The organism is Pseudoalteromonas sp., assembly GCF_036960685.1.
Lineage (GTDB): Bacteria > Pseudomonadota > Gammaproteobacteria > Enterobacterales > Alteromonadaceae > Pseudoalteromonas.
Map to the genome: position 1 here is coordinate 19,784 of NZ_JBALXK010000029.1, position 25,757 is coordinate 45,540.

At 38.6% G+C, this 25,757-nt stretch carries 25 protein-coding genes and 1 riboswitch; of the genes, 20 read left to right on the forward strand and 5 right to left on the reverse strand.

The annotated features are described in order from the left end of the window. Nucleotides 1–166 precede the first annotated feature (166 nt). Nucleotides 167–526 carry a hypothetical protein gene (locus V7783_RS18555; protein WP_335679984.1) on the reverse strand — a complete coding sequence of 120 codons (360 nt, stop codon included), beginning with the start codon at nt 524–526 and terminating at the stop codon, nt 167–169. 292 nt (nt 527–818) lie between these two features. Here V7783_RS18555 and ccoG point away from each other — a divergent pair, with 292 nt between their 5' ends. From ccoG to V7783_RS18580, 5 genes are all read left to right on the forward strand, one after another. After that, entirely contained in the window at nt 819–2,249 is a 1,431-nt protein-coding gene (ccoG, locus tag V7783_RS18560; protein WP_335679985.1) for a cytochrome c oxidase accessory protein CcoG, read from the forward strand. Between the two features lie 64 nt (nt 2,250–2,313). Then, nucleotides 2,314–3,291, forward strand: coding sequence for a serine/threonine protein kinase (locus tag V7783_RS18565; RefSeq protein WP_335679986.1), 978 nt, complete (start codon nt 2,314–2,316; stop codon nt 3,289–3,291). A 27-nt stretch (nt 3,292–3,318) separates the two neighbouring features. Continuing rightward, nucleotides 3,319–3,942 (forward strand): thiol:disulfide interchange protein DsbA/DsbL, encoded by a 624-nt coding sequence (locus V7783_RS18570; protein ID WP_064668562.1) that lies wholly within the window; start codon nt 3,319–3,321, stop codon nt 3,940–3,942. Between the two features lie 18 nt (nt 3,943–3,960). Continuing rightward, a complete protein-coding gene (locus V7783_RS18575; RefSeq protein WP_064668561.1) occupies nt 3,961–4,596 on the forward strand; it encodes a thiol:disulfide interchange protein DsbA/DsbL in 636 nt (211 codons plus the stop codon). Between the two features lie 59 nt (nt 4,597–4,655). Then, nucleotides 4,656–5,144: a DUF523 domain-containing protein gene (locus tag V7783_RS18580; RefSeq protein ID WP_335679987.1), complete on the forward strand. Its 489-nt coding sequence runs from the start codon at nt 4,656–4,658 to the stop codon at nt 5,142–5,144. On the opposite strand, the gene V7783_RS18585 is transcribed toward V7783_RS18580, so the two are convergent. The 4 genes from V7783_RS18585 to V7783_RS18600 form a co-directional block, all read right to left on the reverse strand. Continuing rightward, nucleotides 5,085–6,410: an O-antigen ligase family protein gene (locus V7783_RS18585; protein WP_335679988.1), complete on the reverse strand. Its 1,326-nt coding sequence runs from the start codon at nt 6,408–6,410 to the stop codon at nt 5,085–5,087. The two genes, V7783_RS18580 and V7783_RS18585, sit on opposite strands and share 60 nt — an antisense overlap. Nucleotides 6,411–6,479: 69 nt before the next feature. Then, complete coding sequence (locus V7783_RS18590; protein WP_335679989.1) at nt 6,480–6,962, reverse strand: hypothetical protein; 483 nt, start codon at nt 6,960–6,962, stop codon at nt 6,480–6,482. A 21-nt stretch (nt 6,963–6,983) separates the two neighbouring features. Further along, a complete protein-coding gene (locus V7783_RS18595) occupies nt 6,984–8,975 on the reverse strand; it encodes a bifunctional diguanylate cyclase/phosphodiesterase (RefSeq protein WP_335679990.1) in 1,992 nt (663 codons plus the stop codon). Nucleotides 8,976–8,990: 15 nt separating this feature from the next. After that, complete coding sequence (locus V7783_RS18600) at nt 8,991–9,656, reverse strand: transglutaminase-like cysteine peptidase (protein WP_335679991.1); 666 nt, start codon at nt 9,654–9,656, stop codon at nt 8,991–8,993. 328 nt (nt 9,657–9,984) lie between these two features. Between V7783_RS18600 and galU the strand changes: the two genes are divergently transcribed. The 15 genes from galU to V7783_RS18675 all read left to right on the forward strand — a co-directional run bounded on the left by galU (nt 9,985) and on the right by V7783_RS18675 (nt 25,751). After that, nucleotides 9,985–10,920, forward strand: a complete 936-nt coding sequence (gene galU, locus V7783_RS18605) for a UTP--glucose-1-phosphate uridylyltransferase GalU (RefSeq protein ID WP_335679992.1) — start codon at nt 9,985–9,987, stop codon at nt 10,918–10,920. A gap of 4 nt (nt 10,921–10,924) precedes the next feature. Further along, nucleotides 10,925–12,058, forward strand: coding sequence for a non-hydrolyzing UDP-N-acetylglucosamine 2-epimerase (wecB, locus tag V7783_RS18610; RefSeq protein WP_335679993.1), 1,134 nt, complete (start codon nt 10,925–10,927; stop codon nt 12,056–12,058). A gap of 25 nt (nt 12,059–12,083) precedes the next feature. Continuing rightward, nucleotides 12,084–13,322: a UDP-N-acetyl-D-mannosamine dehydrogenase gene (gene wecC, locus V7783_RS18615; protein ID WP_335679994.1), complete on the forward strand. Its 1,239-nt coding sequence runs from the start codon at nt 12,084–12,086 to the stop codon at nt 13,320–13,322. Nucleotides 13,323–13,370: 48 nt separating this feature from the next. Beyond that, nucleotides 13,371–14,591, forward strand: coding sequence for an O-antigen ligase family protein (locus tag V7783_RS18620; RefSeq protein ID WP_335679995.1), 1,221 nt, complete (start codon nt 13,371–13,373; stop codon nt 14,589–14,591). After that, complete coding sequence (locus V7783_RS18625; protein WP_335679996.1) at nt 14,584–15,906, forward strand: flippase; 1,323 nt, start codon at nt 14,584–14,586, stop codon at nt 15,904–15,906. The genes V7783_RS18620 and V7783_RS18625 overlap by 8 nt, the downstream gene beginning before the upstream one ends. A gap of 1 nt (nt 15,907) precedes the next feature. Beyond that, on the forward strand, nt 15,908–16,837 hold the full coding sequence (locus V7783_RS18630; RefSeq protein ID WP_335679997.1) for a glycosyltransferase family 2 protein: 930 nt from the start codon (nt 15,908–15,910) through the stop codon (nt 16,835–16,837). Next, nucleotides 16,834–17,931: a glycosyltransferase gene (locus V7783_RS18635; RefSeq protein WP_335679998.1), complete on the forward strand. Its 1,098-nt coding sequence runs from the start codon at nt 16,834–16,836 to the stop codon at nt 17,929–17,931. The genes V7783_RS18630 and V7783_RS18635 overlap by 4 nt, the downstream gene beginning before the upstream one ends. Then, nucleotides 17,924–18,481 carry a serine O-acetyltransferase gene (locus V7783_RS18640; protein WP_335679999.1) on the forward strand — a complete coding sequence of 186 codons (558 nt, stop codon included), beginning with the start codon at nt 17,924–17,926 and terminating at the stop codon, nt 18,479–18,481. The genes V7783_RS18635 and V7783_RS18640 overlap by 8 nt, the downstream gene beginning before the upstream one ends. Nucleotides 18,482–18,483: 2 nt before the next feature. Next, nucleotides 18,484–19,521, forward strand: coding sequence for a glycosyltransferase family 4 protein (locus V7783_RS18645; RefSeq protein WP_335680000.1), 1,038 nt, complete (start codon nt 18,484–18,486; stop codon nt 19,519–19,521). Next, the gene (locus V7783_RS18650; RefSeq protein WP_335680001.1) at nt 19,499–20,245 is read left to right on the forward strand and encodes a heparin lyase I family protein; all 747 of its coding nucleotides are present in this window, start codon (nt 19,499–19,501) and stop codon (nt 20,243–20,245) included. The genes V7783_RS18645 and V7783_RS18650 overlap by 23 nt, the downstream gene beginning before the upstream one ends. Nucleotides 20,246–20,252: 7 nt before the next feature. After that, the gene (locus V7783_RS18655; protein ID WP_335680002.1) at nt 20,253–20,984 is read left to right on the forward strand and encodes a WecB/TagA/CpsF family glycosyltransferase; all 732 of its coding nucleotides are present in this window, start codon (nt 20,253–20,255) and stop codon (nt 20,982–20,984) included. A 110-nt stretch (nt 20,985–21,094) separates the two neighbouring features. Beyond that, a riboswitch (cyclic di-GMP riboswitch) is annotated at nt 21,095–21,177 on the forward strand. A 59-nt stretch (nt 21,178–21,236) separates the two neighbouring features. Continuing rightward, entirely contained in the window at nt 21,237–22,088 is an 852-nt protein-coding gene (locus tag V7783_RS18660; RefSeq protein ID WP_335680003.1) for a polysaccharide lyase, read from the forward strand. Nucleotides 22,089–22,625: 537 nt separating this feature from the next. After that, the gene (locus V7783_RS18665) at nt 22,626–24,026 is read left to right on the forward strand and encodes an undecaprenyl-phosphate glucose phosphotransferase (protein ID WP_335680004.1); all 1,401 of its coding nucleotides are present in this window, start codon (nt 22,626–22,628) and stop codon (nt 24,024–24,026) included. Nucleotide 24,027: 1 nt separating this feature from the next. Continuing rightward, complete coding sequence (locus V7783_RS18670; protein WP_335680005.1) at nt 24,028–25,221, forward strand: outer membrane beta-barrel protein; 1,194 nt, start codon at nt 24,028–24,030, stop codon at nt 25,219–25,221. 2 nt (nt 25,222–25,223) lie between these two features. Further along, entirely contained in the window at nt 25,224–25,751 is a 528-nt protein-coding gene (locus V7783_RS18675) for a polysaccharide biosynthesis/export family protein (RefSeq protein ID WP_335680006.1), read from the forward strand. Nucleotides 25,752–25,757: the final 6 nt, after the last annotated feature.

A 25,757-nucleotide genomic window follows, 5' to 3' on the forward strand; every position in this document is an offset into this window, starting at 1 on the left:
GGGCATTTAGCAACCCCTTGGCCGGGTTGCTGAGTTTTTAAATCCAAGGTTAATATGCCTTGGCATACTTCACACTTTACAGTTTGCCCTTTTGCGAGCTTTTTCAGCAGATTTTTATGCTGATTAAAGGACGCACTGCTTTTTTTTGTTAATGCCGAAAAATCCACTATTTACCTCTACGTTCAGCCAGTGCTGTCGCTGTAATGTCACATACTTTATTTAAACGGTCTTCGTAAAAATATAAATTGAGATCTTTACTGCGACAATAACGAGTATGGAATAGCTGTAACTGCTCATCGGTTTGCATAGTTTCTTCAAGGTACTCTAATTCTGTTTCTGAGAGTGTTAACTCAGATTTAATACGATTTCTTGCCATACTAGCGGCCGGGCCACGGTTTACGTTGCTTGCGCTACTTAACAGACCAACACCTTCACCTAACAGCTTTTCTCTAGGTTCTTTTATCATTGGGTGATCAATTGTAAATAATGCGAGTATCACTACTACGAGTACAAGGAATTTTTTCATATTGTAAGTAAACTTTGATCTGAACGGGTACGAATTGACCACCAGTGTAATAAAATGCGCCTTCGTAAAGCAAGTAAGTTAGATGAATAAATTATTAGCGATCAACTTCAGCATTTTTAGTAATAGTAGGTATAATGGACAGGAACAATTAGATTTTTCAGAAATCTCTGAACTTTTACTGTACTGTGGTTCAGTTTGCACTATTTTTAAAGATTAGCGGAGTGATTCGCTAGTAAAATGGCGTTATATGATTGTTTGACTTTCATTCTCCAAGCGGCGTTGAGGAACTTCGATGGACAAGCAAATAAAAGTAAAAAATATTCCCAGTGAGGTAAAGATCGAAAAGCCCGATCTGCATGCTCAGCAGGATAGATTTAACCCTCGTAATCGTATTTATGTTCGTGCGGTAACTGGGTTACATCAATTATTAAGACAGCGGATTGGCTTTCTAGGCATGTTGGCGTTTATGGCTTTGCCTTGGATAAACTTTAACGGCCAGCAAGCTGTGTTGTTTGACCTTATTGGTCAAAAATATAATATCTTTGGGCTAACGTTATGGCCGCAAGATTTCACCATCCTTGCTTTTATTCTGATGCTTGCCGCATTTGCATTATTTTTAGTGACCACCTTTTATGGCCGGGTTTGGTGTGGTTATACCTGCCCACAAACAGTCTGGACCTTTATTTTTATTTGGTTTGAAGAAAAGTTTGAAGGCACCGCCAATCAGCGTAAAAAGCTGGATCAACGACCGATGGACTTTGATAAGTTTTGGCGAAAAACAGCCAAACACACTAGCTGGGTTGTTTTCTCCTTATACACAGCGCTGACTTTTGTCGGTTATTTCACGCCTATACGTGAGCTTTTGCCTGATTTTGTTACCTTTAATGTTGGTGGTTACGCACTGGTTAGTATCGTTGTATTTGCGGTATGTACTTATGGCAATGCTGGTTGGATGCGGGAAATTATGTGTTTACATATCTGCCCGTATTCACGTTTTCAATCGGCAATGTTCGATAAAGATACTTATACGGTAAGCTATGATGAAAAGCGCGGTGAAAACCGTGGCCCTCGTTCTCGTAAGCAAGATCCACAAGAGCTTAACCTAGGTGACTGTATTGACTGTAATCTATGTGTACAAGTGTGCCCGACAGGGATCGACATTCGTAACGGCTTACAGGCAGAGTGTATCAACTGTGGTGCCTGCATAGACGCATGTGATGGGGTTATGGATAAGATGAATTATCCACGTGGCCTTATTTCCTATACCACTGAGCGTAACTTGGAAACACCAGAGAATAAAACCAACCCGCTGCGCGCTAAGATCATCGGTTATAGTGTTATTTTAGTGGTCTTAAGCGCTGCGCTGGTGGCTAATATCGTAATGCGCAAACCAATGGATTTAGATATTATCCGCGATCGAAATCAATTATATCGAGTTGATTTTAATGGTCTTGTTGAAAATACCTATACACTTAAGGTGATCAACAAAGCGCAATACGAACAAACCTTTAATATTAAAGTGGAAGGACTGGAGAACTTTAAATACATTGGTAAGCAAACCTTTACCGTACAAGCGGGCGAGTCGCACAATGTACCACTGTCTTTAGTCATGGACCCTTATGATTTGAAAGCACCAATGACAGAGTTTAGCTTTGTGTTGTCACCAGTAAATGACCCTAGTTCACAAATATCGCAGCCGAGTAACTTCTTTAAAGCGCGATAGTTAAGTACACTAACGTAAATTAAAAAGCGGGATGTTCCCGCTTTTTTTATAACTGATGAGAATTATGAGCAAATTTAGTTTTGTAGATCTTACCCCTGATTCGATTTTGGATGCTGTAGAAAGTATTGGCATTTATGCTGAATCTGGCTTACTTGCACTGAATAGTTACGAAAATCGTGTTTATCAATTTAAAGCAGACGATGGTCTGCGTTATGTGGTGAAGTTTTATCGTCCAGAGCGTTGGAGTAAGGCGCAAATACTAGAAGAGCATAGCTTCACATTTGAGCTAGCCGCTGCCGAGGTGCCTGTTGTTGCCCCTATTGTTCGTGATGGCGAAAGTTTATTCGAACACGATGGTTACCTATTTACGCTGTTCCCAAGTGTGGGTGGGCGCATCTTTGAAATGGACAACCTTGATCAGTTAGATGTACTTGGACGTTTGATTGGTCGCATGCATCAGGTCGCGAAAGGAAATGTTTTTAGCGAAAGGCCGGTCATAGGTTGTGATGAATATTTAGATACAGCTAAAATTCAGTTACAAAACAGTAATCTGGTGCCTAGCAGTTTAACGACTGCATTTTATACGATTTTGGATATGGTGATCGCAAAAACGAAATCGCTCTATCAACAAGTCGAAACGATTCGCCTACACGGTGATTGTCATGCTGGTAATATTCTCTGGGCAGGGGATGCTTTAATGTTTGTCGATTTAGACGATAGCCGTCAAGGACCTGCCATTCAAGATTTATGGATGATGCTCAGTGGCGATCGACACAATCAACTGTTACAGTTAGACACCTTAGTCGCAGCCTATGAAGAATTTTGTGATTTTGATCACACTCAGCTCAAATTAATTGAACCTTTACGTGCTATGCGTATGATTCATTACATGGGCTGGCTAGCTAAACGCTGGGAAGATCCAGCATTTCCACGGAACTTTTCGTGGTTCGCTGATGACAAATACTGGGAGCAACAGATTTTAGCGTTAAAAGAGCAATATTCTGCACTGCAAGAGCCGCCGTTAAAATTGCTACCGAACTAATTATTAAAATATTGAAACGAGAGTCCAATGCTTAAAAAACTAAAACTGAGTTTACTAATATTATGTCTACCATTTGCCGCAATGGCCGCGGACTTCAAAGCGGGTGACGACTATACGGTATTAGATATCGAAAAAAGTAAAACGCCTCAAGTAACCGAGTTCTTTTCTTTTTATTGTCCGCACTGTTTTAAATTTGAACCTGTAGCAAAAGCGATGGAAAAAAGCTTACCAGATGGCGCCGAGTTTATTAAAAATCACGTTAACTTTTTAGGTGGTGTATCTCCACAGATCCAAAGTAACCTAAGCTATGCCTACATTATTGCCAAGCAGCATAACAAAGGTGAGCAAGTTGCTGATCAAATATTTCAGAGCATCCACGTACAACGTGCGCCACTTGATAATATTAAAGATGTAAAAGCATTGCTCGACGTTAATGGTATTGATAGCGATACATTTGATAAAGATATTGCCAGCATGCCTGTGATCAGTGCTGAAAAAGCGATGCAAGACAAGCAAAACAAGTATTCAAAAATGGGTGCTCTAACAGGGGTGCCAACCTTTATCGTTAATGATAAATACAAAATTAATATCAATACCATCAAGAGCCAACAGCAGCTTGATGAGTTAGTTGCTTTTTTATTAAAACAATAATTTTTGGAGTTTTTACCGATGATCAAACTAGTTAAAGCTGGATTACTAGCGCTGTTGTTGCCATTAGCCGCAAATGCAGCAACGACGTACGAAGAAGGTGTGCATTATGATGTGGTATCAGAGCGCGCGAGTAAAAAGCCTGAAGTAAAAGAGTTCTTCTCATTTTATTGTCCAGCTTGTAATAACTATGAGTCTTTACTGGCTGAAGTAAAACCAAAACTGAATAAAGACGTAGAGTTCAAAAAAAGCCATGTCGATTTTGTTGGAGTTCGCGATACTGAAAACCAACAAATGATTTCGCAAGCCCTTGCAACCGCCGAAGTGTTACCACAAAAAGATGCCATCATTGCAGCTATGTTCAACCATGTTCACGTTAAACGCGCTAAGTTTAATGAGTTAGCTGATGTTAAAGATGTGTTTGTAGCGCAAGGCGTTGACGGCGATAAGTTCGACAAACTCTATAAAAGCTTTTCAGTACGTACTATGAGCTCAAAAATGAAGCGTGACCAAGATTACTATAAAGACAAAGGCGCACTGCGAGGTGTACCTACTTTTATCGTAAATGGTAAATATAAGCTTAACTTAGGTCGTGAATCAGGTATTACCGAGCCAGAAGATATTAGCAAATTAATAAACTATTTAGCTGCAAAATAAGCGCAGTTAGTATTTATAAAAGCTCCGTACGCGGAGCTTTTTTATTGGCAAAAATAACAATGCATAAAATACTGGTTTCAAGCTGTTTGCTTGGTACTCCTGTGCGTTACGACGGCACGGGAGTGCAATTACTTCATCCGCAAATAATGACCTGGCAACAGCAAAAGCTGATCGTGCCTTTTTGCCCCGAGGTAGCTGGTGGTTTACCTACCCCCAGAGATCCTGCTGAAATCAGCAATGATAAAGTGATTACCAATATAGGTGATGATGTGACGGCTGAATTTAAGTTCGGTGCACGCAAAGCACTACAACTTTGCCAGCAGCACAATATTCGCTTTGCGCTGTTAAAGGAATCAAGCCCTTCTTGTGGCCGCAACACAATTTATGATGGTTCGCACAGTGGCACTAAGGTTAAAGGGATGGGCCTGACAGCAGCATTGTTAACGCAACATGCCATTGAAGTGTATAGCGAAAGCCAACTTGCTCAATTACAGGTTGCGCTGCGTCGTTGTAGTGGGGATATTTTTAATAATAAAGCTGAGAGTTAGGATCAGCATAAAGGTCAGCGTATTAGCCCCAGCCTGTAATGAATAATCAACACTACTGTGTAATAGCATATGGATAATTGCGATTGCGCAGCCAAAAGCAAGTCCTTGGTAGAGAGGCGTTTTTCTTGTGTGCATTACCACTGCGCAATTATATAAGCACAATAATGTAAGTGCGCCCAGTAGCATGGTGGTTGGTATACCAAGTTCCACAGCAAATTGAATATAATCATTGTGAGCATTGTCATAATATCCAGAGTAGGGCTGTGGCTGATAAGCAGGGAAGGCGGTATAAAAGCTACCGCCACCAGACCCTAGCCATGGTTTATCTAAAATTAGAGGTATTGAGTCACGGATCACTTCATCTCTTGTTTCTGAGCTTAAACTGGTCTGGGATAGGCGCTCAGTAACTTTTTCAACACCAAATAATGCGCCAATAATTATTAAATCAATAATAAAAAAGCTGATTATTAGCGTACGTAAATGTTTAGGTTTACGACGGTAAAAAAATAATGCGTAAATACTCACTGCTGATAATGCGATAAAAAAAGCAGAGTTTCCCATTCTACTGCGGGTAAGTATCAAGCCAATAATCATAATAATTAATGCCAAACGTAAAATAACTTTATTACTTAGCATTATTTTTGTGAGCGCTCTTAATTGCTGTATAGGACTTTTCTGCACAGGATTGATTACCAACTCACTCACTAATAAACCAATTCCCAGCGATAAGCATAATGCTAAGTAATTGGCTAAAAAATTAGCGTATGAGAATGAGCCTATCGCTCGTTGTGTATAGGGATAGTCAAATAATGGGCTGCTTAATTGCGGCGAAAAATTTAAGTATGCGGCGTAAATAGCTTGAAATACTGCGCTTACCAATAATGTATAAATAAGAAATTTTAACCGTGTTGGCGTCGTGCAATAACGAGTGATTAGCCAGCAAAATAGCGTGATATAAATAGTTTTTAAGAGTGTAAGTTTGGTTTTATTTGTATCAATACTGGTAAAACTAGTGCTGGGTATTAATTGAATACAGAGAGTTACAATAACCACTGCTAATATCAGAAAAAGAGGCCAGCAATAGCTTGGCGGGTAAAGGCTTGGGGGATCATCGCGATATTGCACCGCTCTCGCTAGGATATGCAAAACAAACACAGCGCATATTAATACACCAATGCCAGTAATAGCCCAAGGGCGATATCCACCTAGCAGCAATGGTAAGATAAACAACAGTGAGCATAGGCAGCAAAAAATGCTTTTGCTCACTGTATTTACATAGTTAGAGTTGTTGCTTATTAACATACCGCGGCTTATTTAACCTGTTAATGAAGTTGATTAATTATTTACTTCCGAAATGCCAGAATCACCACCACTACCACTGCCGGTTGGAATTACTGGCGCGAGAATAGCTGTAGCAGGATTGCTCACCGCACCACCTGAAGCCGTAGCTGATGATGCTAGGCTTGGATCCACGCCAGCGGCAATAGCAATCACCGTGACAGAGTCGCTATCGATACATTTATTGGTTGCAGCTTTGAGGATACTTTCAATTTGATCATGATCACTACCAAGAGCATTGATCACCGCAGTAAGTACTTCATCTGCTGCCGGAGGTGTTTGGGTACATGTATTGTTCATTGCTAGTTCTAAAACGGTGAGTGCAGATCCTGGCTGCGCAGCAATAAGTGCGGCTATTATCTGCTCCAATGCTTCATTATTTGCTAGTCGAGCTTGGAAATCGGCTTCGATCGTTTGTGCGCTGGTAGTAAAAGATAATGTGCTTAAACAAATAATAGCTGCAAGTTGTGTTAGCTTCATAGTGTGTCCCTTCAAAATGTATTAGTTAAGTAAATTTAAAGTGTTAGGGGGAAAATCAAAAGAAAAGCTTGTTTGCTCTTCGGTTATTTTTGTAGGGGCTTGTACCGCTCTGCCTTGTAGCCCATCGCAGCCCAATTGATGTAATATTTTTAATGTGTTGGTATCTTCTATTAGGCAGGTGAGTACCTTAATACCAAAGCCGTGGCAAATTGTGTTAACGGTATTTATAAAGAATTGACTCTGCACATTGTCTGTTAAGTCTTGTACAAAGCTACCATCAAGCTTCACACACTCAATATCCAAACCTTGTAAGTATTTAAACGACGTTAAGCTTGTACCAAAGTGCTCAATACAAACGGAAATACCTAGGCTGCGGAACAAACCAATGCTGTTAGCTGCGGCTTCTACATTGTGTAATAACGCGGTTTCGCTGATCTCAAAAAGTAAATTGTGCTTTATGCATGGATTAGTATGTGCATATAGCTTTAGCCAGCCTAAGAAATCAGCATCATAAATGGAGCCGTGGCTGAGGTTAAGTGCGAATAGTCGCTCGGGATAGAGAGTTTTAATCATGGTAAAATTGCGAATGAGTTGTTTATCTAGCTCAACCGTTAACCCTAACCTTTCAGCCATTGCGAATAAATGGCCGTTATTAAGAGTTTTATTCTGGTAGTTAAATTTAGCGAAGACTTCAAAGTAGTAAGGTTGCGAGTTTGAAGTGTTTAAGATTGGTTGCATAGTGTAACTAATATCGCCAGTTTCTAATATGCTGTGAATAATCGTTTTCCACTGTTGAACACTAAATTTTGTACTGTCGTTTGGGTTGTTGTTTGTTTTTGTTGAAAATGTTGCCGCAGTATCTAATGCAGACAATACGCTTGATAATTCAGCTGGTGCGTAAATAGTTTGAAAAGATAAATTGGCAAATCCATTCAGGTAATTATTCTTACACGGCTGAGAAAATAACTTAAGCAGTTGTGTTTTTCTGTCATTCAACATGCCATGTTCCAATGGCGAGGTTACAATAAAAGAACCGCCTGAAATTCGAAATATTTTACAGTCATTAACATAATAAAATGCATCTTCGATGATCTTTTTTGCTTCATTAATATAGCAGTCACCACTTTGATAATTTAGTGTTGAATTCATATTATGCAGTGAGGGTAAAGTAATTAGAAAAAGCGTTAATGGTGCATCATTAGTTACATCACGACAACGCGCCAAGTAATGATTTTCAAATGCACGGCGGTTACCAAGTTTAGTCAGTTCATCTAAATACACTTCAGCAGTTAATCTTTGCGTTTGTTGGGTAAGTGTCGAAAACGTTTTTTGTAAGTTTCTGACCATGTTATTAGTCGCAAGCGTTACTGTGCGTAGCTCTTTAGTGAAAGGCTGTTCGTCATAAATAGTGAATTGCTTTTGTGTAACAAGCTTTGCTTGGCGTGCAATCTTTTTTAATGGCTTTAATACTTCTTGTAAAATAATTAGGGCTACACCTAAGCAAATCAATAAAGTAATAAGCGCAGCATAAAAGTTATCAACACTGTGTTGCCACAATTTTTGATATGACACACCCAAATGACTCGTAACATAAATTGCGCCTGCGTGCTGCCAACCATTATGTATTTGTGACTCTCGTGTTGGAGCAAGTAAAGGAAAGTACTCAAGAAACCATGTTGGCACTGTTGCGATTGTCGTTGGATTAGTTCGAGAAATTAACACCTTTCCAGTGTTATCTTTAAGCTCAATACTTGCATAATAACCAGCATCAAAAATTGCACTAATCATGGTTTCAGCAATAATGTGATTATTTTCGTCTAAATAAGGAGCTATAGATAAGCCAAGGCTAGTGGCCGTGTCTTGAGCATGACTGCCCATTTGGTCTTGCATATACTCTTTAGTGGTATTAATACTTACGACTAAACGAGCAAAAAAGGAGAGCACAGCAAAAAGTAGAATTAAGCCGATAATCTGTGTTTTTAAACTTAGTCCATTTTCAAATAGGCGCTGCATGTTTAATCCTTTAAATTACTCGCTTGCATTGGAAACGTGATGATGTTCAATTCGTTCTAACATCATATTCCAATTGCTAAAACCTTTATTGTTATTGAGCTTTTTACCCAACCCTTTCGCTTTTGCGAGCCATAAACCTTGGCCATTAAAACTATAAATAGGCTTGATATCGGTTCGCACTGTTGCCGGTAGTAACTCAGTGTTAAAGTTGTCTAAAATAAATGGTACGTCATTAGGTGCTTCTAAGTAACTAATCACCATATGCGGCTCGTTGACATTTAATTGGCGTACATAGGTTAATCTTATTTTGTCTTCTGTTACCCCTAAAGCTAACAAACTAAAATATTTTGCAATGGCAAAATCTTCGCAATCTCCAGCACCTTGCGCCAATGTCTCGATTGGCGTCGCCCAATAATCTTCCTTGCCCCATAACTGACTATCAGTTTGATAGGCGATAGTCTGATTAAAAAAATCATTCACGAGAGCGACTTTTTGCCATTGTGATTGATGTTTCGAACGTTTTAAAAAATCGAGCCATTTATTAATTCGCTCAACACCTGATTGTGAATATGTACGCTCAATTTCCGCTAATGCTTCAGTTGAAAGTAACTTGCTAGTTATCTCATTGGTGGCAAATGCGCAACAAGAGACGATTAGCGATATATATATATATCCCTTCATTTATCGTCAACGAACAAGGTACGTTGCTGTTTTTATTATGATCATAAGTGCTTCACGTCACTTTTACACTGAAGATTTTTTGAACGTTATCAACAAAGAATAAAGGATTAAAAGCAAAATACAACATTCTTATTGATTATATTTATCCCGCAATAACAATTTGAAACAAAATTGTAATTATAAAGGGCTAGTAAAAAGGGTTGATATTTGGCTTTTATTGAGTATGATTGTTGAGTAGATGCTTCATAGTTAAACAAATGCGATATGGAAGTTCGTGTTTTCTTGGGTTTGAGTACCAAAAAAATCTAACTGTAATGAAAGGGACGTTATGAAATTACAAAAAGCTGTACTGCCAGTTGCAGGACTGGGAACTCGTATGTTGCCAGCAACAAAAGCAATTCCAAAAGAAATGTTACCACTTGTTGATAAACCACTAATTCAGTATGTGGTGCAAGAAGCTGTACGCTCGGGCATTAAAGAAATTGTTCTGGTCACCCATTCTTCAAAAAATTCGATTGAAAACCATTTTGATACCAGCTTTGAATTAGAAGCAACGCTAGAAGCACGTGTAAAGCGCAGCTTATTAGAAGAAGTGCGTGCAATTGTTCCTAAAGACGTGACGGTTATATCGGTTAGACAATCAAAACCATTAGGACTTGGCCATGCGATTTTATGTGCTAGACCTATTGTTGGCGATCAACCTTTTGCGGTGTTGCTGCCTGATGTCATTATTGATCAATACAGCTGTAACCTAGCTAAAGATAACTTGTCACAAATGATAGCGCGCTTTGAAGAGAGCGGCATTAGCCAGATTATGGTTGAACCGGTCGCAGCTGAACAAGTAAATCAATACGGCATTGTTGATATTAATAACCAGAAATTAAATGCAGGTGATAGTGTTGAGATCACTAATATGGTTGAAAAGCCAGCTATAGAGAGTGCTCCAAGTAACTTAGCCATAACTGGGCGCTATGTATTGTCATCTGCTATTTGGGATTTACTTGAATTTACTCCACCTGGCGCCGGTGGGGAAATTCAACTTACCGATTCTCTCCACCAATTAAAATTACTCGAAACCATTGAAGCCTACCACCTGCAAGGAAAATCTCATGATTGCGGTTCAAAGTTAGGCTATATGCTGGCAAATGTAGAGTATGCAATGAGGTGTAATAGTTTAGGAAAAGATTTTACCGCCGCGTTACACAGCCTGATTGCTATTAATGAGGCTCAGCAACAAACCAAACACTCTATTAAAGAAGCTTAATCTGATGAATATTAAAATATTAAGTGTTTTTGGCACTCGCCCAGAAGCAATCAAAATGGCACCTTTAGTCAAAGCACTTGCGCAAGCTCCTGGGTTTGAAGCTAAAGTTTGTGTGACCGCTCAACACCGAGAGATGCTTGATCAAGTTCTTGATTTATTTGAAATAGAACCTGATTTTGATTTGAACATCATGAAACCAGGCCAAAGCCTCTATGATGTAACAACGAATATTTTGTTGGGCTTAAAGGGGGTATTAGAAGAATTTAAGCCAGATATGGTACTGGTTCACGGTGACACAAGTACCACATTATCTACTAGTTTAGCTGCGTTTTATCAGCAAATACCCGTTGGACATGTGGAAGCTGGGTTACGCACGGGGGATTTAAGTTCGCCTTGGCCGGAAGAGGGCAACCGCAAGTTGACCGGTGCAATTGCCCGTTTGCATTTTGCGCCAACGCAAACTTCCCAGGAGAACTTAATCATTGAGTCGGTTGCGCCAGATGACATTGTTGTAACGGGTAATACTGTGATAGATGCATTGCTACAAGTGGTGGACAAAGTGAAGTCTGATAAGGACTTAATTAATACTCTTCAAGCAAAATTCCCACAATTAGATAGCAGTAAAAAGCTTATCTTAGTCACAGGCCATCGTAGAGAGAGTTTTGGCGGTGGTTTTGAGCGAATTTGTAAGGCGCTAGCTGAAATTGCTGAAGCTCACCCCGATGTACAAGTCTTATATCCGATGCATTTAAATCCAAATGTTCGTGAACCAGTCAACCGGATCCTCAAAAATATTGAAAATATCTTTTTGGTTGAGCCACAAGAATATTTGCCGTTCGTTTATTTAATGACCCAAGCACATATTATTGTGACCGACTCAGGCGGTGTTCAAGAAGAGGCACCGAGTTTAGGTAAGCCAGTATTAGTAATGCGCGATACTACAGAGCGGCCAGAGGCGGTAGCCGCAGGTACCGTTAAATTAGTGGGCACCGATACTATGCGAATTGTTCAAGAAGTGTCGAACTTACTCACCAATCAAGCTGAATATGAACGAATGAGCAGAGCGCATAACCCTTATGGGGATGGTAAAGCGTGCCAGCGGATTATTGCAAAATTAGCCAGCACATTAAGCAAATAGTTTTTTGAGTTAAAAGGATTTTCAGATGGAAATTAAAACAGTCTCGGTAATTGGTTTAGGTTATATCGGCTTACCAACAGCCGCAGTAATTGCATCACGCGGTATGACAGTGATTGGCGTTGATGTTAATCAAAAAGCAGTTGATACGATCAATGAAGGTAAAATTCATATCGTAGAGCCAGATTTAGATATTGTTGTTCGCAGCGTTGTAACTACAGGAAACTTACGAGCAACAACTCAACCTGAAGCTGCAGACGTATTTATGATTGCAGTGCCAACGCCTTTTAAAGAAGGCAATGCTCCGGATCTTTCTTATATTGAAGCCGCGGCACAAGCTATTGCACCTGTCATTGAGCAAGGCAATTTAGTTATTCTTGAGTCAACCTCTCCGGTTGGTGCAACTGAGAAACTTGCTGGATGGTTGAAAGAAGCACGTCCAGATCTAAGCTATCCACAAGATGTTGGTGATTCGGCTGATATTAAAATTGCCCATTGTCCTGAGCGGGTTTTACCGGGCTATGTACTTCAGGAGTTAGTATCGAATGACCGCGTAATTGGTGGTATTTCAAAAGCTTGTAGCGAGAAGGCAGTAAAGTTGTATCAAACGTTCGTGCGTGGCGAGTGTATTATTACTAACGCACGTACAGCGGAGATGGCCAAGTTAACGGAAAACTCTTTTCGTGATGTTAACATTGCCTTCGCTAACGAGTTGAGCATGATCTGTGACAAATTGAAAATAAACGTATGGGAGCTGATTCGTTTAGCAAATCGTCACCCTCGTGTAAATATACTCAGTCCAGGCCCTGGCGTAGGTGGTCACTGTATCGCCGTAGATCCTTGGTTTATTGTTGATAGTTGCCCTGATGAAGCAAAAATTATTCGCCAAGCTAGGCTAACGAATGATGCAAAACCATTTTATGTAATTAACCAAGTGGAGCAAGTGGCTGATCAGTTTAAACGACCAGTTATAGCTTGCTTGGGATTAACGTTTAAAGCTGACATCGATGATTTAAGAGAAAGCCCAGCATTACAAATTGTTGAAGAGCTATCAGCAAAAAACGTTGGTCAAATATTAGCGATCGAACCAAACATTAAATCTTTACCGGGTTCGTTAGTTGAAAAAAATGTGGAGCTTATCACCTTAGAAAGGGCGTTAGAGATTGCAAATATATTTGTGGTGCTGGTGGATCACAAGCAGTTTAAGGCTGTAGATAAAGCACTATTTGCTAGTAAAGCGGTTATTGATACGCGTGGTGTTATTTAATATGTGGCACTTAACAGTGGTGATTAGCTCAAATTTTGCGTTTAAAAAATGAAGCTAATCATTCGTGGCGGTATTAATCAGCCGTTCTTCCTTAAAATAATGTTATTTATATCAATGACATTCTTGTTGTTAGGTAACAACCTGTTTGATAGGAAAGTATTGTTCTGTAATTTTGTCGCGCTGTTGTTATTCAATCTAAAAAGCCTCGATAGTCTTGTTTATCGATTCAGTAAATCATTGCCGCTGATCATGGTGCTAAGTTGGTGCCTGCTCAGTGCTGCATGGTCTAGTTGGCAATGGGCAAGTATTGAAGAGTCGTTGATCCAATGTATGTTGTTTTTGACCTGTGTATTAATCGCCAATACCTACTCGATTAAAACAATTTTTAAGTTATTAAAACATGCAGCGATAATCACCATTATTATCAATGTTTTATATTCAATCTTATTTACATCGAGTGCATTCTCATCCGCGGGTATGACCGGATTTTATAACCATAAGAACAACTTAGGTTTAATTATGGCTTTATGCTCAATCATACTTTATTTCGATTACCAAAGGGGGAACAGTAAAGATTCATTATTCTTTATGTGTATCTCGATGACTGTTTTGGTTGCTTCCTTATCAAAAACCTCGATATCGCTATTTGTTATTTCGGTTTTACTGAGTTCATTTCTTTATGTTTCTACATTTAATATAAAAGATAAATTGTTTAACTTTAAAGTAAAGGTGCTCACTGTGGTTATGGTGATTGCTTTGTTTAGTTATTCCGTTAGTTTTCATAATGAGATCTTGGATTACCTTTATTACAACCTTGATGAAGAGTTTATGACAGGCCGAGGTATGCTTTGGTTAACCATGTTACTGCATGCTGAAAACGATATTCTCGTTGGTTTTGGTTTTAATTCGGTGTGGGGAAAAGGAGACTTTTCAGAAATTTACTACACAGATTTATTCCGCTACAACCCGCTGTGGGTTGAGAGTTTAGCTGCTTCTGATGGTGGTTATATTGATATTCTAGTTTCACTGGGGCTGGTTGGCTTTTTCATTTTTCTATTCTTTATCTTAAGTGTATTTCAAGATCTAATTAGTCATAAACAAAGTCCGTACTTTAAACCGCTGTTCGCATTTTTCTTCTTTGCTTTTTGCCATAACATCAGTGAAAGCACTTATTTGCTCTCTACCAACGTATTGTGGTTTGTAGCCATACTAACCTCATGTTTAACATTGTCTTTATATCAAAATAGACAAGGTGGCATGCATGTCTAAGCTTTATAACCTAAAAAAAGCAGCCTGGTATTCAGTTGAGAACCTAACCACTATCATTTTTGGTTTGTTTACCGTTGTTGTAGTTGCAAGAATATTTGGCCCAGAAAACTTGGGCAAACTCAGTATGATTCAGGCGATTTCTGCGGTTGCTATGTTTATGGTGGTGCTGGGCTTAGATCATATTGTGGTGAGAGATTTAGCCAAAAAGCCAGATCACTATGGTTATATAACGACGGTACTAATCGTGCAGATGATTGGTTCATTACTTCACGGTGGTGTTGTTTTATTATGCTTATACCTGATCAGTGATGGGGCTATTGATGTTACCTTGTTAATTATTTGCCTGGCGGTTTTTCTAACGACTTATTTCTCTAGGGCGACCGTTTTTAAACTGTATTTTCAGGCAATTAATGACCCTAAAAAAATAGCGTACTCAGCACTTATTTCACGTTTATGCGCGCTGTTGTATTTATGTATTGCACTGTATTTTGAATTTCAGTACCAGTTTGTTGTGTTTTTCATTCCATTGCAGGCATTTTTACAATTTGTGATTTTGTTATACCACTTCACAAAATCAACCAAGCATAAATTTGTATTTGGTTTTGACGTTAAACTCGCTAAAAAACTGCTAATTGAAGCGTTGCCTCTAATTGGTTCATCCATTTTATTCCCGTTATTTATGCAAGCCGATATTTTGTTGATCTCAATGCTGATGACAGAAAAAGATGTTGGTATCTATAGTGCTGCTGGACGCCTTATCACGCAGTTTGTGTTTATTGGTCATATTATTACCATGACCTTTTACTTATCGCTGTCTAATAAAAAAACCAATAACGATGAAGATCAAGACCAGTTTATACAAGGGCTTGTAGCATTACTGTTTAGCATGGCATTTGTTATTGCATTGTTTTGTTGTGTATTTGCCGATCAAATAATTGCTTTACTATACGGTGATAAATTTTTAGGTGCCGGTGACGTACTAGCCATTCTCGCTTGGAAGTGGGTGTTTATTTTTCCTGCGGCTCTTTACTCGCGCATTCTGATTTTGGATGGGCTTGGCAAATATGAATTTATCAAATCATTGGTTGTTGCGGGGTTAAGCTTGTCATTGAACTACTTTTTGATCCCGCAATTTGGCTTGATAGGTGCTGCATATGTATCTTTGCTGTCTTACTTTATTGCCGACTTTCTGATTTACAGCGCATTTAAGAAAACACGTGCCATGTTTTATACTGGTTCAAGAGCTGTCGGTTATTTCTTTTTTAATCCGTTACTTAATTTTAAATCAATATCTTACACTGTGGGTTGTCGGTGATATGACTAAGCTCTCTATAATAGTACCTGTTTATAATGCTGAGAAGTATATTGTTGAATCGCTCTCTTCTTGTCTCGTTCAAATGAATGAAGCTATAGAGTTGATAGTGGTCAATGATGGTTCAAAAGATAACAGTCTTACGCTAATTAAGACCGCTTTTGCTAAAGAAATTAAATCTGGAATAATGAAAATTATTGATCAGAATAATCAAGGTGTCAGTATAGCTAGAAATAATGGCATAAAATTAGCCAAAGGCGAATACATTGCTTTTTTTGATGCCGATGATATTTTACTAGAGCAATATATTTCGCAAATTACCTACGTTATTGATAAGCACGCACCAGATATTATTGAGTATGGCTTTTGTAAGTTTAAAGAAGTAAGGGATATTTCTGCTGAACAAGGAATTTTTGTAAACCATGAGTTTGGTTTGCAAAAAACATCAGATGTGCTTGAAAACGTTTATGCCCGCTCAGTTTGGTATCCGTGGTTAAGAGTATTCGCACGTCGCTTTGTTGCGCAAGATATGTTTCCTGCAGGTGTGCGTTTTTGTGAAGATCTGATGGCCATATCACAGCTCTACAATAACACTCAGAATATTTATATCATTGACAAAGTACTCTACGGTTATCGGGAAAACATAGACGGGGCTACTTTTAATGTTAAAGCCGATTACTTTGATAACTTAGTTGTTTTTTATAACTCCCTACCTACTATAAATGCGAAATATCTCGATTACTTAAAGGTTAACCTTTCCTATATTTTATATCGCTGCTCAACAGGACATAAAATAAATACTGCGATACGCAAAGAGTTTTTCGGATTATTTTTTAAATACCTTTTTGACAAAAAAATATCTTATCGTAAAAAAGTGATTTTGTTATCGCCGAAGCTTTATGAATCACTGAAATATATTAAGGGATTAAAGTGAAAGTTGTATTTAGAATTTCTCGATTAGGCTTTGGCGGTGCTGAACAGGTTTTTTTATCGGTTGCTAAAGTGTTAAAAAAAACATATGGCTGTGAGGTTATTTTTGTTATTGATAATCTGAATGGTCAAAATGTTATAACTGCGAAAAACTTAGGTTTTGAAGTTGTCAATCTTGCTGTATCTAGAACCTTATTTTCAGTTTTTAAGCTAGCAAAGTATATTCGTAAAACAAAACCAGATCTTATTATTTCAGCTTACACAGATACTAATGCTGCGTGTGTGTTATCGCAATTAATATCTTTTTCCAATACTAAAGTAATTGTTAGTGAACATGCTTCTTTGACTGAGCATTGGCAAGATAAAAGTAAACTTAAAAAGCGACTACTTAATTTTTATGTTTCCTATATCTACCGATATGCAGATCATGTTATCTGTGTCTCCCAGGGCTTAAGTAAGCAAGTGGGTGACTTACTCGGTCATAATAGAAATATCACTACAATTTATAACCCCGTAAGGTTCAATAAGTCAGAACCAAAAATACAAAAGGATGCACGGCCGTTAATCAACTTGTTGGCAGTAGGCCGAATTACCGCGCAAAAAGATTACAAGACCTTAGTTAACGCACTGTTCTATTTACGAAAGACCCATGAGGCAAAGCTGGCTATTGTCGGTGGGGTTTTTTGCAATGATGAATATGAAAAAGTATATGCGCTTGCTGAAAAATTAAAAGTTGCTGAGCACATAACCTTTGTTGGTTATAGTGATTGTGTTGAGGATTATTATAAAGCAGCAGATATTTTTGTCCTTTCCTCCGCCTGGGAAGGGTTCGGTAATGTGATTGTTGAAGCAATGTCATTCGGTTTACCGGTTGTGGCAACAAATTGCAATTATGGTCCTGGAGAAATACTCGAAGGTGGTGTTTATGGGCGACTCGTTGATGTTGGTGATTACCAAGCGTTTGCAAAAGCCATTGAAGCGGAAATTAATAGCCCGCTAGTCACGCCAGAGCAGCTAATTAAACGTTCTCAAAACTTTTGCGAAAGCAACATAGCGCGTGAATATCATCAGTTAATTAGCGAGGTAATGCATGGCTAATTATACACTTAGATATTTGTTGAAATCTGATCTCTATCGACAAAAAGGCGCCGTTAGCTTTTCCTTATTCTGCAAAAGTTTATTTTTTAATAAAGGTTTTAAGTTTGTTTTTTGGCTGCGTGTTGCCAAGCATTTTGATAATAAGCCTCTGTTACGTATTTTTCCTAAATTAATGTTCAGTTACTACAAGCGCGTTTATGTTTCGGATATCAATTACCGCGCTGAGATCGGCCCAGGCTTTGCTATTTACCATGTGTTTTGTACAACCTTTGGCGCCAAAGTCAAAATAGGCAGTAACGTAACCATAGTGCATGGTGTGACGCTCGCAGGGAAAGGCGGTTTATTTCCAGTTATTGAAGATAATGTCTATATCGGCTGTGGAGCATGTATTTTAGGTGGTGTGACTATTGGTCGTAATGCGGTCATTGGGGCTAATGCTGTAGTTACTAAAGATATTCCACACAATGCCGTGGTGGTCGGGAATCCCAGCAAAGTTATTTCTTTTAACGGAGCGGATGCCGCTCAACAAAATATATGGAAATTAGGTTAAAAATGAAAACTCACATTGTAACCATTGCAACAAGCGCGCCCGGTGGTATTGATTCAGTGATCAATGGCTATGTAGAAAATGGCCTATTTGATAATAAAATACATACTCGAATCACCAGTCATTTAGGCGTCAATAAGTGGCAAGATTTATACTTGTTTATCGCCGCTTTTTTTAAATTTAGCTGGCTGGCATTAACGCGTCGCGATCTAATCGTGCACTGTCATATGTCTTATAAAGGCAGCTTTTGGCGTAAGTTGGTATTCACTGTTACTGCAAAGCTTTTTAATCACTACAGCATTATCCATTTACATGGTTCGGAGTTTAGGGTTTATTTTGGCTCTCGTTCCAAATTAACTAAAAAGCTCATTCTATGGCTAATCAAACATGCAGATGAGTTTGTGGTTTTATCTCAAGGGTGGAGTGACTACATAGAAAGTATTTCTGGGCGTAAAGCGCGAGTTATCAATAATTATGTGGATGTGTGCCAATTAGATTTACCGCGTGAGAGCAACCAAATATTATTTCTTGGTGCGTTTATTAATCGTAAAGGTATTTATGAACTGCTACAGGCTTGCTCTGAACTAGAGGTTAATTTTCATTTACACTTATGCGGCAGTGGTGAAAATAAAAAAGTTGCCGATTTAGTCTCAGCACTTAAGTTAGAAGATAAAATCACTTTTCATGGCTGGGTTAATACAGAGCAAAAGAAGGCTTTGTTGAGCTCTTGTAGTGTGATGATTTTACCCACTTTTAATGAAGGTTTACCAATGACCATCATAGAGTCGATGGCCTGCGGTATTCCTATTATTACCACGCCTGTTGGCGCTATTCCCGAGGTTATTATTGATCAGCAAACAGGGTATTTAGTTGAGCCAGGAAATGTTGCACAAATACGCGAAAAACTAGCCTACGTTTTGGCTAAACCAACAGAGTTAAACACCGTGGTGAAAAGTGCTAATGAAGTGTATCAGGCGCGCTTTACATCTAAAGTTATTCTTCCGTTGTGGGAGTCAGTTTATGCAACTGCAAAAAGTAGTTAGGCGGCTCGCCATAACAGGGTTAATAACGCTTAGCTTTACCTGTTGTGCACAATCAAGCCCGGTTGACGACAAAGAGTTTACCGCACAATTAGCGAAATCGTTGAGTGCTGAACATTTATATAAGTATATGTTTTTAGAAGCGGTAGCTAATGAAACAGCCACGTATACTGAACATAGTATCACTTTTAAAATTAGCCCAAACCAAGCTCGACTCCATTCAGGCATTCGCTCTGAATTGTCTATTGATTACCCTTACCAGCTGGGGCAGACAGTAAGTTATAGTTTTGAGATGAAAGTTCCAGATGACTTTCAAAATGATAAAAAAAATCGCTGGAGTTTATTTGCACAATGGCACGATCAGCCGAACCCTGAAAGAGGTGAAACGTGGCAAAACTTTCCCGGTAATAGCCCTCCGGTGTCATTATTTACTGAATCTCAGCAGGGGGTCTTTGGCATCGGTATTGATTATGGGGGGGTACATCGAGAGTGGGTACCATTATCAAAAGGGCAATGGCACCGCTTTCAATTTAGATTTTTATGGTCAAACAAGCAGGATGGTAAATTAACGGTTGCACTCAATGATGAAACACGGTTTTTCTTTACGGGTGCAAATATGCTTAATGATTTTCAGCATTATTTAAAAATAGGCTTATATCGCCATTCAAAAATCCCCACACGTAACCAGATATCGTTTAAAGCACTCGATATCAAAATAATTAAATAGGGAAGTTATGAAACGCATTGAATTTTTAGGCTCGCCAATGGATGTCGCAACCATGGAAGAAACGGTCTCTTACATTGAGCAAAGAGTGTCAGCTGGCGGGTTTTTACAGCATGTTGTAGTTAATGTTGCCAAGCTTGTTAATATGCAAAAAGATCCACAATTAGCTGAATCTGTAAAATCTTGTGATGTTATCAACATTGATGGTATGGGAGTTGTCTGGGGTGCAAGACTCTTGGGGCATCGAGTACCACAACGAGTTGCCGGCGTTGATTTATTTCATAATCTACTCGCTATGAGTGAGCGTAATAATTTTCCTATCTTTTTACTTGGCGCAACGGATGACGTTGTTAAAAAAACGGTAGCAAAATCGTATGAGCTCTACCCAAATTTGAATATCGCTGGCTTTAATGATGGTTACTTTTGGGATGACGAAGAAGCACTGGTTAATAAAATTGCGCAATCTGGTGCTAAATTGTTATTTGTTGCAATTACTTCCCCTAAAAAAGAAAACTTTATAAATAAATGGCAAGACAAATTAGGTGTTGATTTTGTGATGGGGGTTGGCGGTACATTTGATGTTGTAGCTGGCAAAGTAAATAGAGCTCCCTTGTGGATGCAAAACTCGGGACTTGAGTGGTTTTATAGGGTGCTGCAAGAACCTAGACGTATGTGGAAAAGATACCTAGTCACAAACTCAAAGTTTGCCTGGTTATTATTGAAAGAAAAGCTCGGCTCCTGAATCTTCCTAGTAACGAAGATTTAGGGAATAAGTGTTAGTTTACTTTATATGTTTTAATTCTTTATTGTTGCTTTTAACTTGATGCATTGATGTTTTGTTATTAGTCTTACTATGAGAAAGGGCAAGCTTGGGGAAACCCAAGGACGCAAAGTGATCGCCTAAGACATCAAGTTATGGTCGGATGACTTCCATAGTTGAGCAACGCTCAATTATGCTTTTCTTCTTATTGTTATGTTTAATAAGGGGAACTCCATGTATAAGTTATACGTTCAGAAAATCGCAGTATGTGCCGCCATCATTATTCCTTTTCAGTTAACAGCCGCAAGTTTGAACAATGGTTACTTTAGTGAGCAACATGATGAAATAATTTGGTCTCTCGATTGGGAAATCAATCCATATTATAAGTATGAAAGGGCTCATTCATCTAATTTGAAATGGGCTACTCAAGCGAGAGAGGGGAATTACGGCGCGAAAGTTACTATTCGAAAAAGTGATGTTGATGTATATGGCGCAAAGCGTGCTGAGTTATTAGCGCCATTGGAAAGAGGTAAGGAAATAGAGCGATGGTATGCCTTTTCAACTCTTTTAAATAGCGACTATGTTTACAGCTCATATCCTGAATCTTTCTTTCAAGTGCATACGTCTCCTGCGGATGGAAATTGGAACCGCTATGTTACCACTCCAATATCACTACAAACGATCAAGGGGCACTATAGAATAACGATAGCGGGCAGTAATGAAGTGCCAAGTCCAAACCTTGATCATGAAAAATTGGTGTTAGACATTGGGGATTATAGTGCTGATTTTGGCCTGTGGAGCGATTGGGTGCTGCATATTAAATACAGTGGAGATGCTGATGTTGGCTTTCTTAAATTATGGAAAGGTGAGGATCTTGTTATAAATTACTCTGGTGCAGTTGGTTATGCTGCGGACTCATTGGATCATAAAACGTATGCTAAATTCGGATTGTATCGTTGGAACTGGCAAGAAGATGACCCTGTTGAATCTCGAATTATGTATTATGATCGTATTCGTGTAGGTAACAAGTTTGCAGACTTTGAGAAAATGAATGCAGATATTGCTGACAACAATCCTGAGTTTTGAAATAAAGTAGTTTAGCTGAGGTTTGGGGCCTGTTTTTCTGCCCCAAGTAATTCTTCCAGAACCCTCGCTTCTTTTAAGTTATTTTATCTAACCTGAAATATATATTTAAATATAATAACCCACTTAATACATGGTGAAGCTAATTTAAGCTTTTTTCTCTATTATTCCTCCTATTTAATCTACGAATGACATTAATTGTTCTGCCAATTAAGTTGGCTTTTTGGCTTTGATAAGTTTAATTTTTTATTTAGCTAAATGTTTTTCTAAAAATTATAACGTGTATTTTATTTGTATAGAGTTAAAAGATAAAATTTACTTTTATAATAAATAGCTAGCGATTGGTTGCTTTGCTTTTTTAGTTTGTTTATAAACAAATGTTTATATATGTTCCTTGGTTTTTTTTGATGAATAAAATTGTTTGCTTAGCTTTAAACATAATAAATATTGATACTGTTTTACTAGTAATATAGTCTTGCTTATTGTGATTTTTTAAGTTTTTTGCGATTGCAATAATTTAATTCTACAGGGACATGTAAAATGAATTCTTCAAGGACGTTTAAAGATTCAGGTTCGTCGAGTGCGAGTTTATATCGCCTACTCGATATTGCTTCTTTGTGCTTATCTTTGCAGTTAGCAATATTTATCTATGGCGTTGTATTTTCGCCTTATTACGTTATTTCTTTGTTAGTCGTTATTACAACTTACCTTTACAGTACAGAAGCTTTAGCTGCTTATCGCTCTTGGCGTGCGGGAAAGTTTAGACACATGGTGTTATGCGCTTGGGCTGCCCTGGCTCTTGCATTTATGGCATTGTTTGCAATTGCATTTTTATTCAAGTTCACAGAATCGTTGTCACGCGTAAGTTTATTGTTGTGGCTCGGATTTAGCTTCTTGATGCTATATAGCTGGCGGCTAGCTGTGATGTTGTATAAACGGCATAAACGTAAATTGGGTGTTGGTGCGAGAAAGGTCGCTATCGTTGGCGCTACAGAAAGCGGAGCATATTTATATCAAGAGATCATTAAACATGCCGAGTTAGGCTATGATTTTGTAGGTTTTTATGATGACCGTAGTCCTGACCGAGTGTTTACGCAATTACATAAAAGTGTAGCTGATGAGATTGATACCGCAGTCAACAAGGCGCGTCACGGTGAAATTGAAGTGCTATTTATTGCTCTGCCAATGAAAGCAGAAAAGCGGATTGCAGATATTTTGCTGCAATTAGGTGATACCACCGTTGATGTGCACTTTATTCCTGATTTTTTATTATCTAATTTAATTCATGCGCGTATCGAGCATATTGGTGCCGTTGATACTTTAAGTGTATTTGAATCCCCTTATTTAGGCGCTAAAGAATGGATAAAACGTACTGAAGATATTGTTCTTAGTATTGTTATTCTGGCGTTAATTTCCCCTTTATTACTTGCTATTTTTATTGGTGTAAAACTTACCTCTAAAGGTCCCGCAATCTTTATGCAGGATAGATATGGGCTTGCTGGGCAAAAAATAAAAGTCTGGAAATTTCGTTCTATGAAGGTGATGGAAAATAGCCAAGTTGTCACTCAAGCTAAAAAGCATGATAGCCGAATAACCCCATTTGGTAGTTTTTTGCGTCGTACAAGTTTAGATGAACTACCGCAATTTTTTAATGTGTTGTGGGGGGATATGTCGATTGTTGGGCCTAGGCCGCATGCAGTTTCTCACAACGAGGAATACCGTAAAAAAGTTGAGTTTTATATGTTGCGTCATAAAGCTAAACCGGGGATCACTGGGTGGGCGCAAATTAATGGTTGGCGAGGTGAAACAGATACGCTAGAGAAAATGAGTAAGCGTGTTGAGCATGATCTGCAATATATAAAGCATTGGTCATTATGGTTTGATATAAAAATTATTTTTTTAACTATATTCAAAGGGTTTGTGAATAAAAATGCTTATTAAAATGGACTTGAACAGAGTTATTCTGCTCTCATCTACGTTATTACTTAGTACGACTGCGAGTGCTAATTTTGAACCTGGAAGTTACATTACCGATGGAGGTATTGAATTAAAGCCATCGCTTAGTATAGGACTTGGTTATGATGATAACCTCTATTATCAACCGGAAAACGAGCAAAACAGCGAGTTTTTGAGAGTCACTCCAAAGTTGCAAACCCTTTTGGATGACGGTGTCAATCAATACACCTTAGATTTAGGCCTTGAGAGTGGTTACTACCGACTAGACTCCGCTGATAATTTTTTGGATTATAACGTTAAGCTTTCATCCCACAATGAGTTTTCTAGCAAGCAACGGCTTGATCTATCCGTTGCTCTTGATGGTAAAACAGAGCCACGTGGTACCGGGTTGAGTGAAGGTACTGGAGCTTTAATTTCCGAGCCAGTTGAATACATTGATTCTACTTTGTCAGGTACATATGAGTATGGAGCCACAAGCTCTGCTGCGCGCGTTGCTTTAGGTGCTCGTTTTTATGATAAGCGTTATAAAAACTTTCGTGCGATTTCACAGTTCCGAGACTTAGAAAAAACCCGCTTTAGCGTAACAGGATTTTATAATACTCAAGCTGGAACGGACGTGTTTATTGAATTAAATTCAGAAAATATCGAGTACGATCAATTGAGAACAGGTACAACTGATCGAGATTCATCAGATTACCGTGCCATGTTAGGTATGCAATGGCAAGCATCAGCTTTAACCTCAGGCAAGATAAAGCTTGGTTATCAGAAGAAAGATTTTGATTCGTCGTTACGAGAGAACTTTACGGGTCTAAGTTGGCTGGCTGGCGTTACATGGAAGCCATTGAGTTACACGAAAATTGAGTTGGTAACATCCCAAGCAGCTGAAGATCCGTTGGTTGAAGGTGATTACGTGCAAGCCACACTTTATGGCGTTAAGTGGTCGCATGAATGGCAAGAGCGACTGCGCACTCATCTGTCTTTTAACCACGTACAAGATAAATACATTGGTGTGACTCGTCATGAGCAGACCAATACTATCCATGCATCACTCGATTATAAAAGTTCGATGGGTGTCTTTAGCCTTTATTATGAACATAATGATAAAAACTCGTCTCGCCCTATTTATGAATACGATAAAGGGGTTGTCGGTATAACACTAACGTTAGGTTTACAGAGGTGATAATGCGCAGCCGTTATTTTGTGTTAGCACTAATACTAATGTTATTTAGTGACATAGTGATCGCAAGTGATGCTGAGCGCTATGAACTAGGAGTTGGCGATAAGGTTAATATTCGCGTCTTTGGACAGCCAGATTTAGAAGTTGAAGCATTATTAGGTAATAGTGGCTTAGTTAATTACCCCTTTTTGGGAGAGGTTAAACTGGTTGGTTTAACTGTTAAGCAAGTAGAAAACTTAATCAGTGTAGGTTTGAAAAATGGTTATTTAGTAGCGCCTAATGTTTACGCTCAGGTCATTGAATATCGTCCATTTTATATTCATGGCGAAGTAAAAAAACCCGGTGCATACCCTTATCAACCAGGCATGACCGTCAGTCAAGCTGTGGCACTTGCTGGGGGAATGACCGAACGAGCTTCTGAGAGTAAAATTTACTTGTCACAAGAAAAGTCTAAAAGCCAGGAAGCTTTAGCTGGTTTAAATACCGATGTAAATGCTGGTGATACCATTAAAATTGATCAGCGTTTATTTTAGGATTAT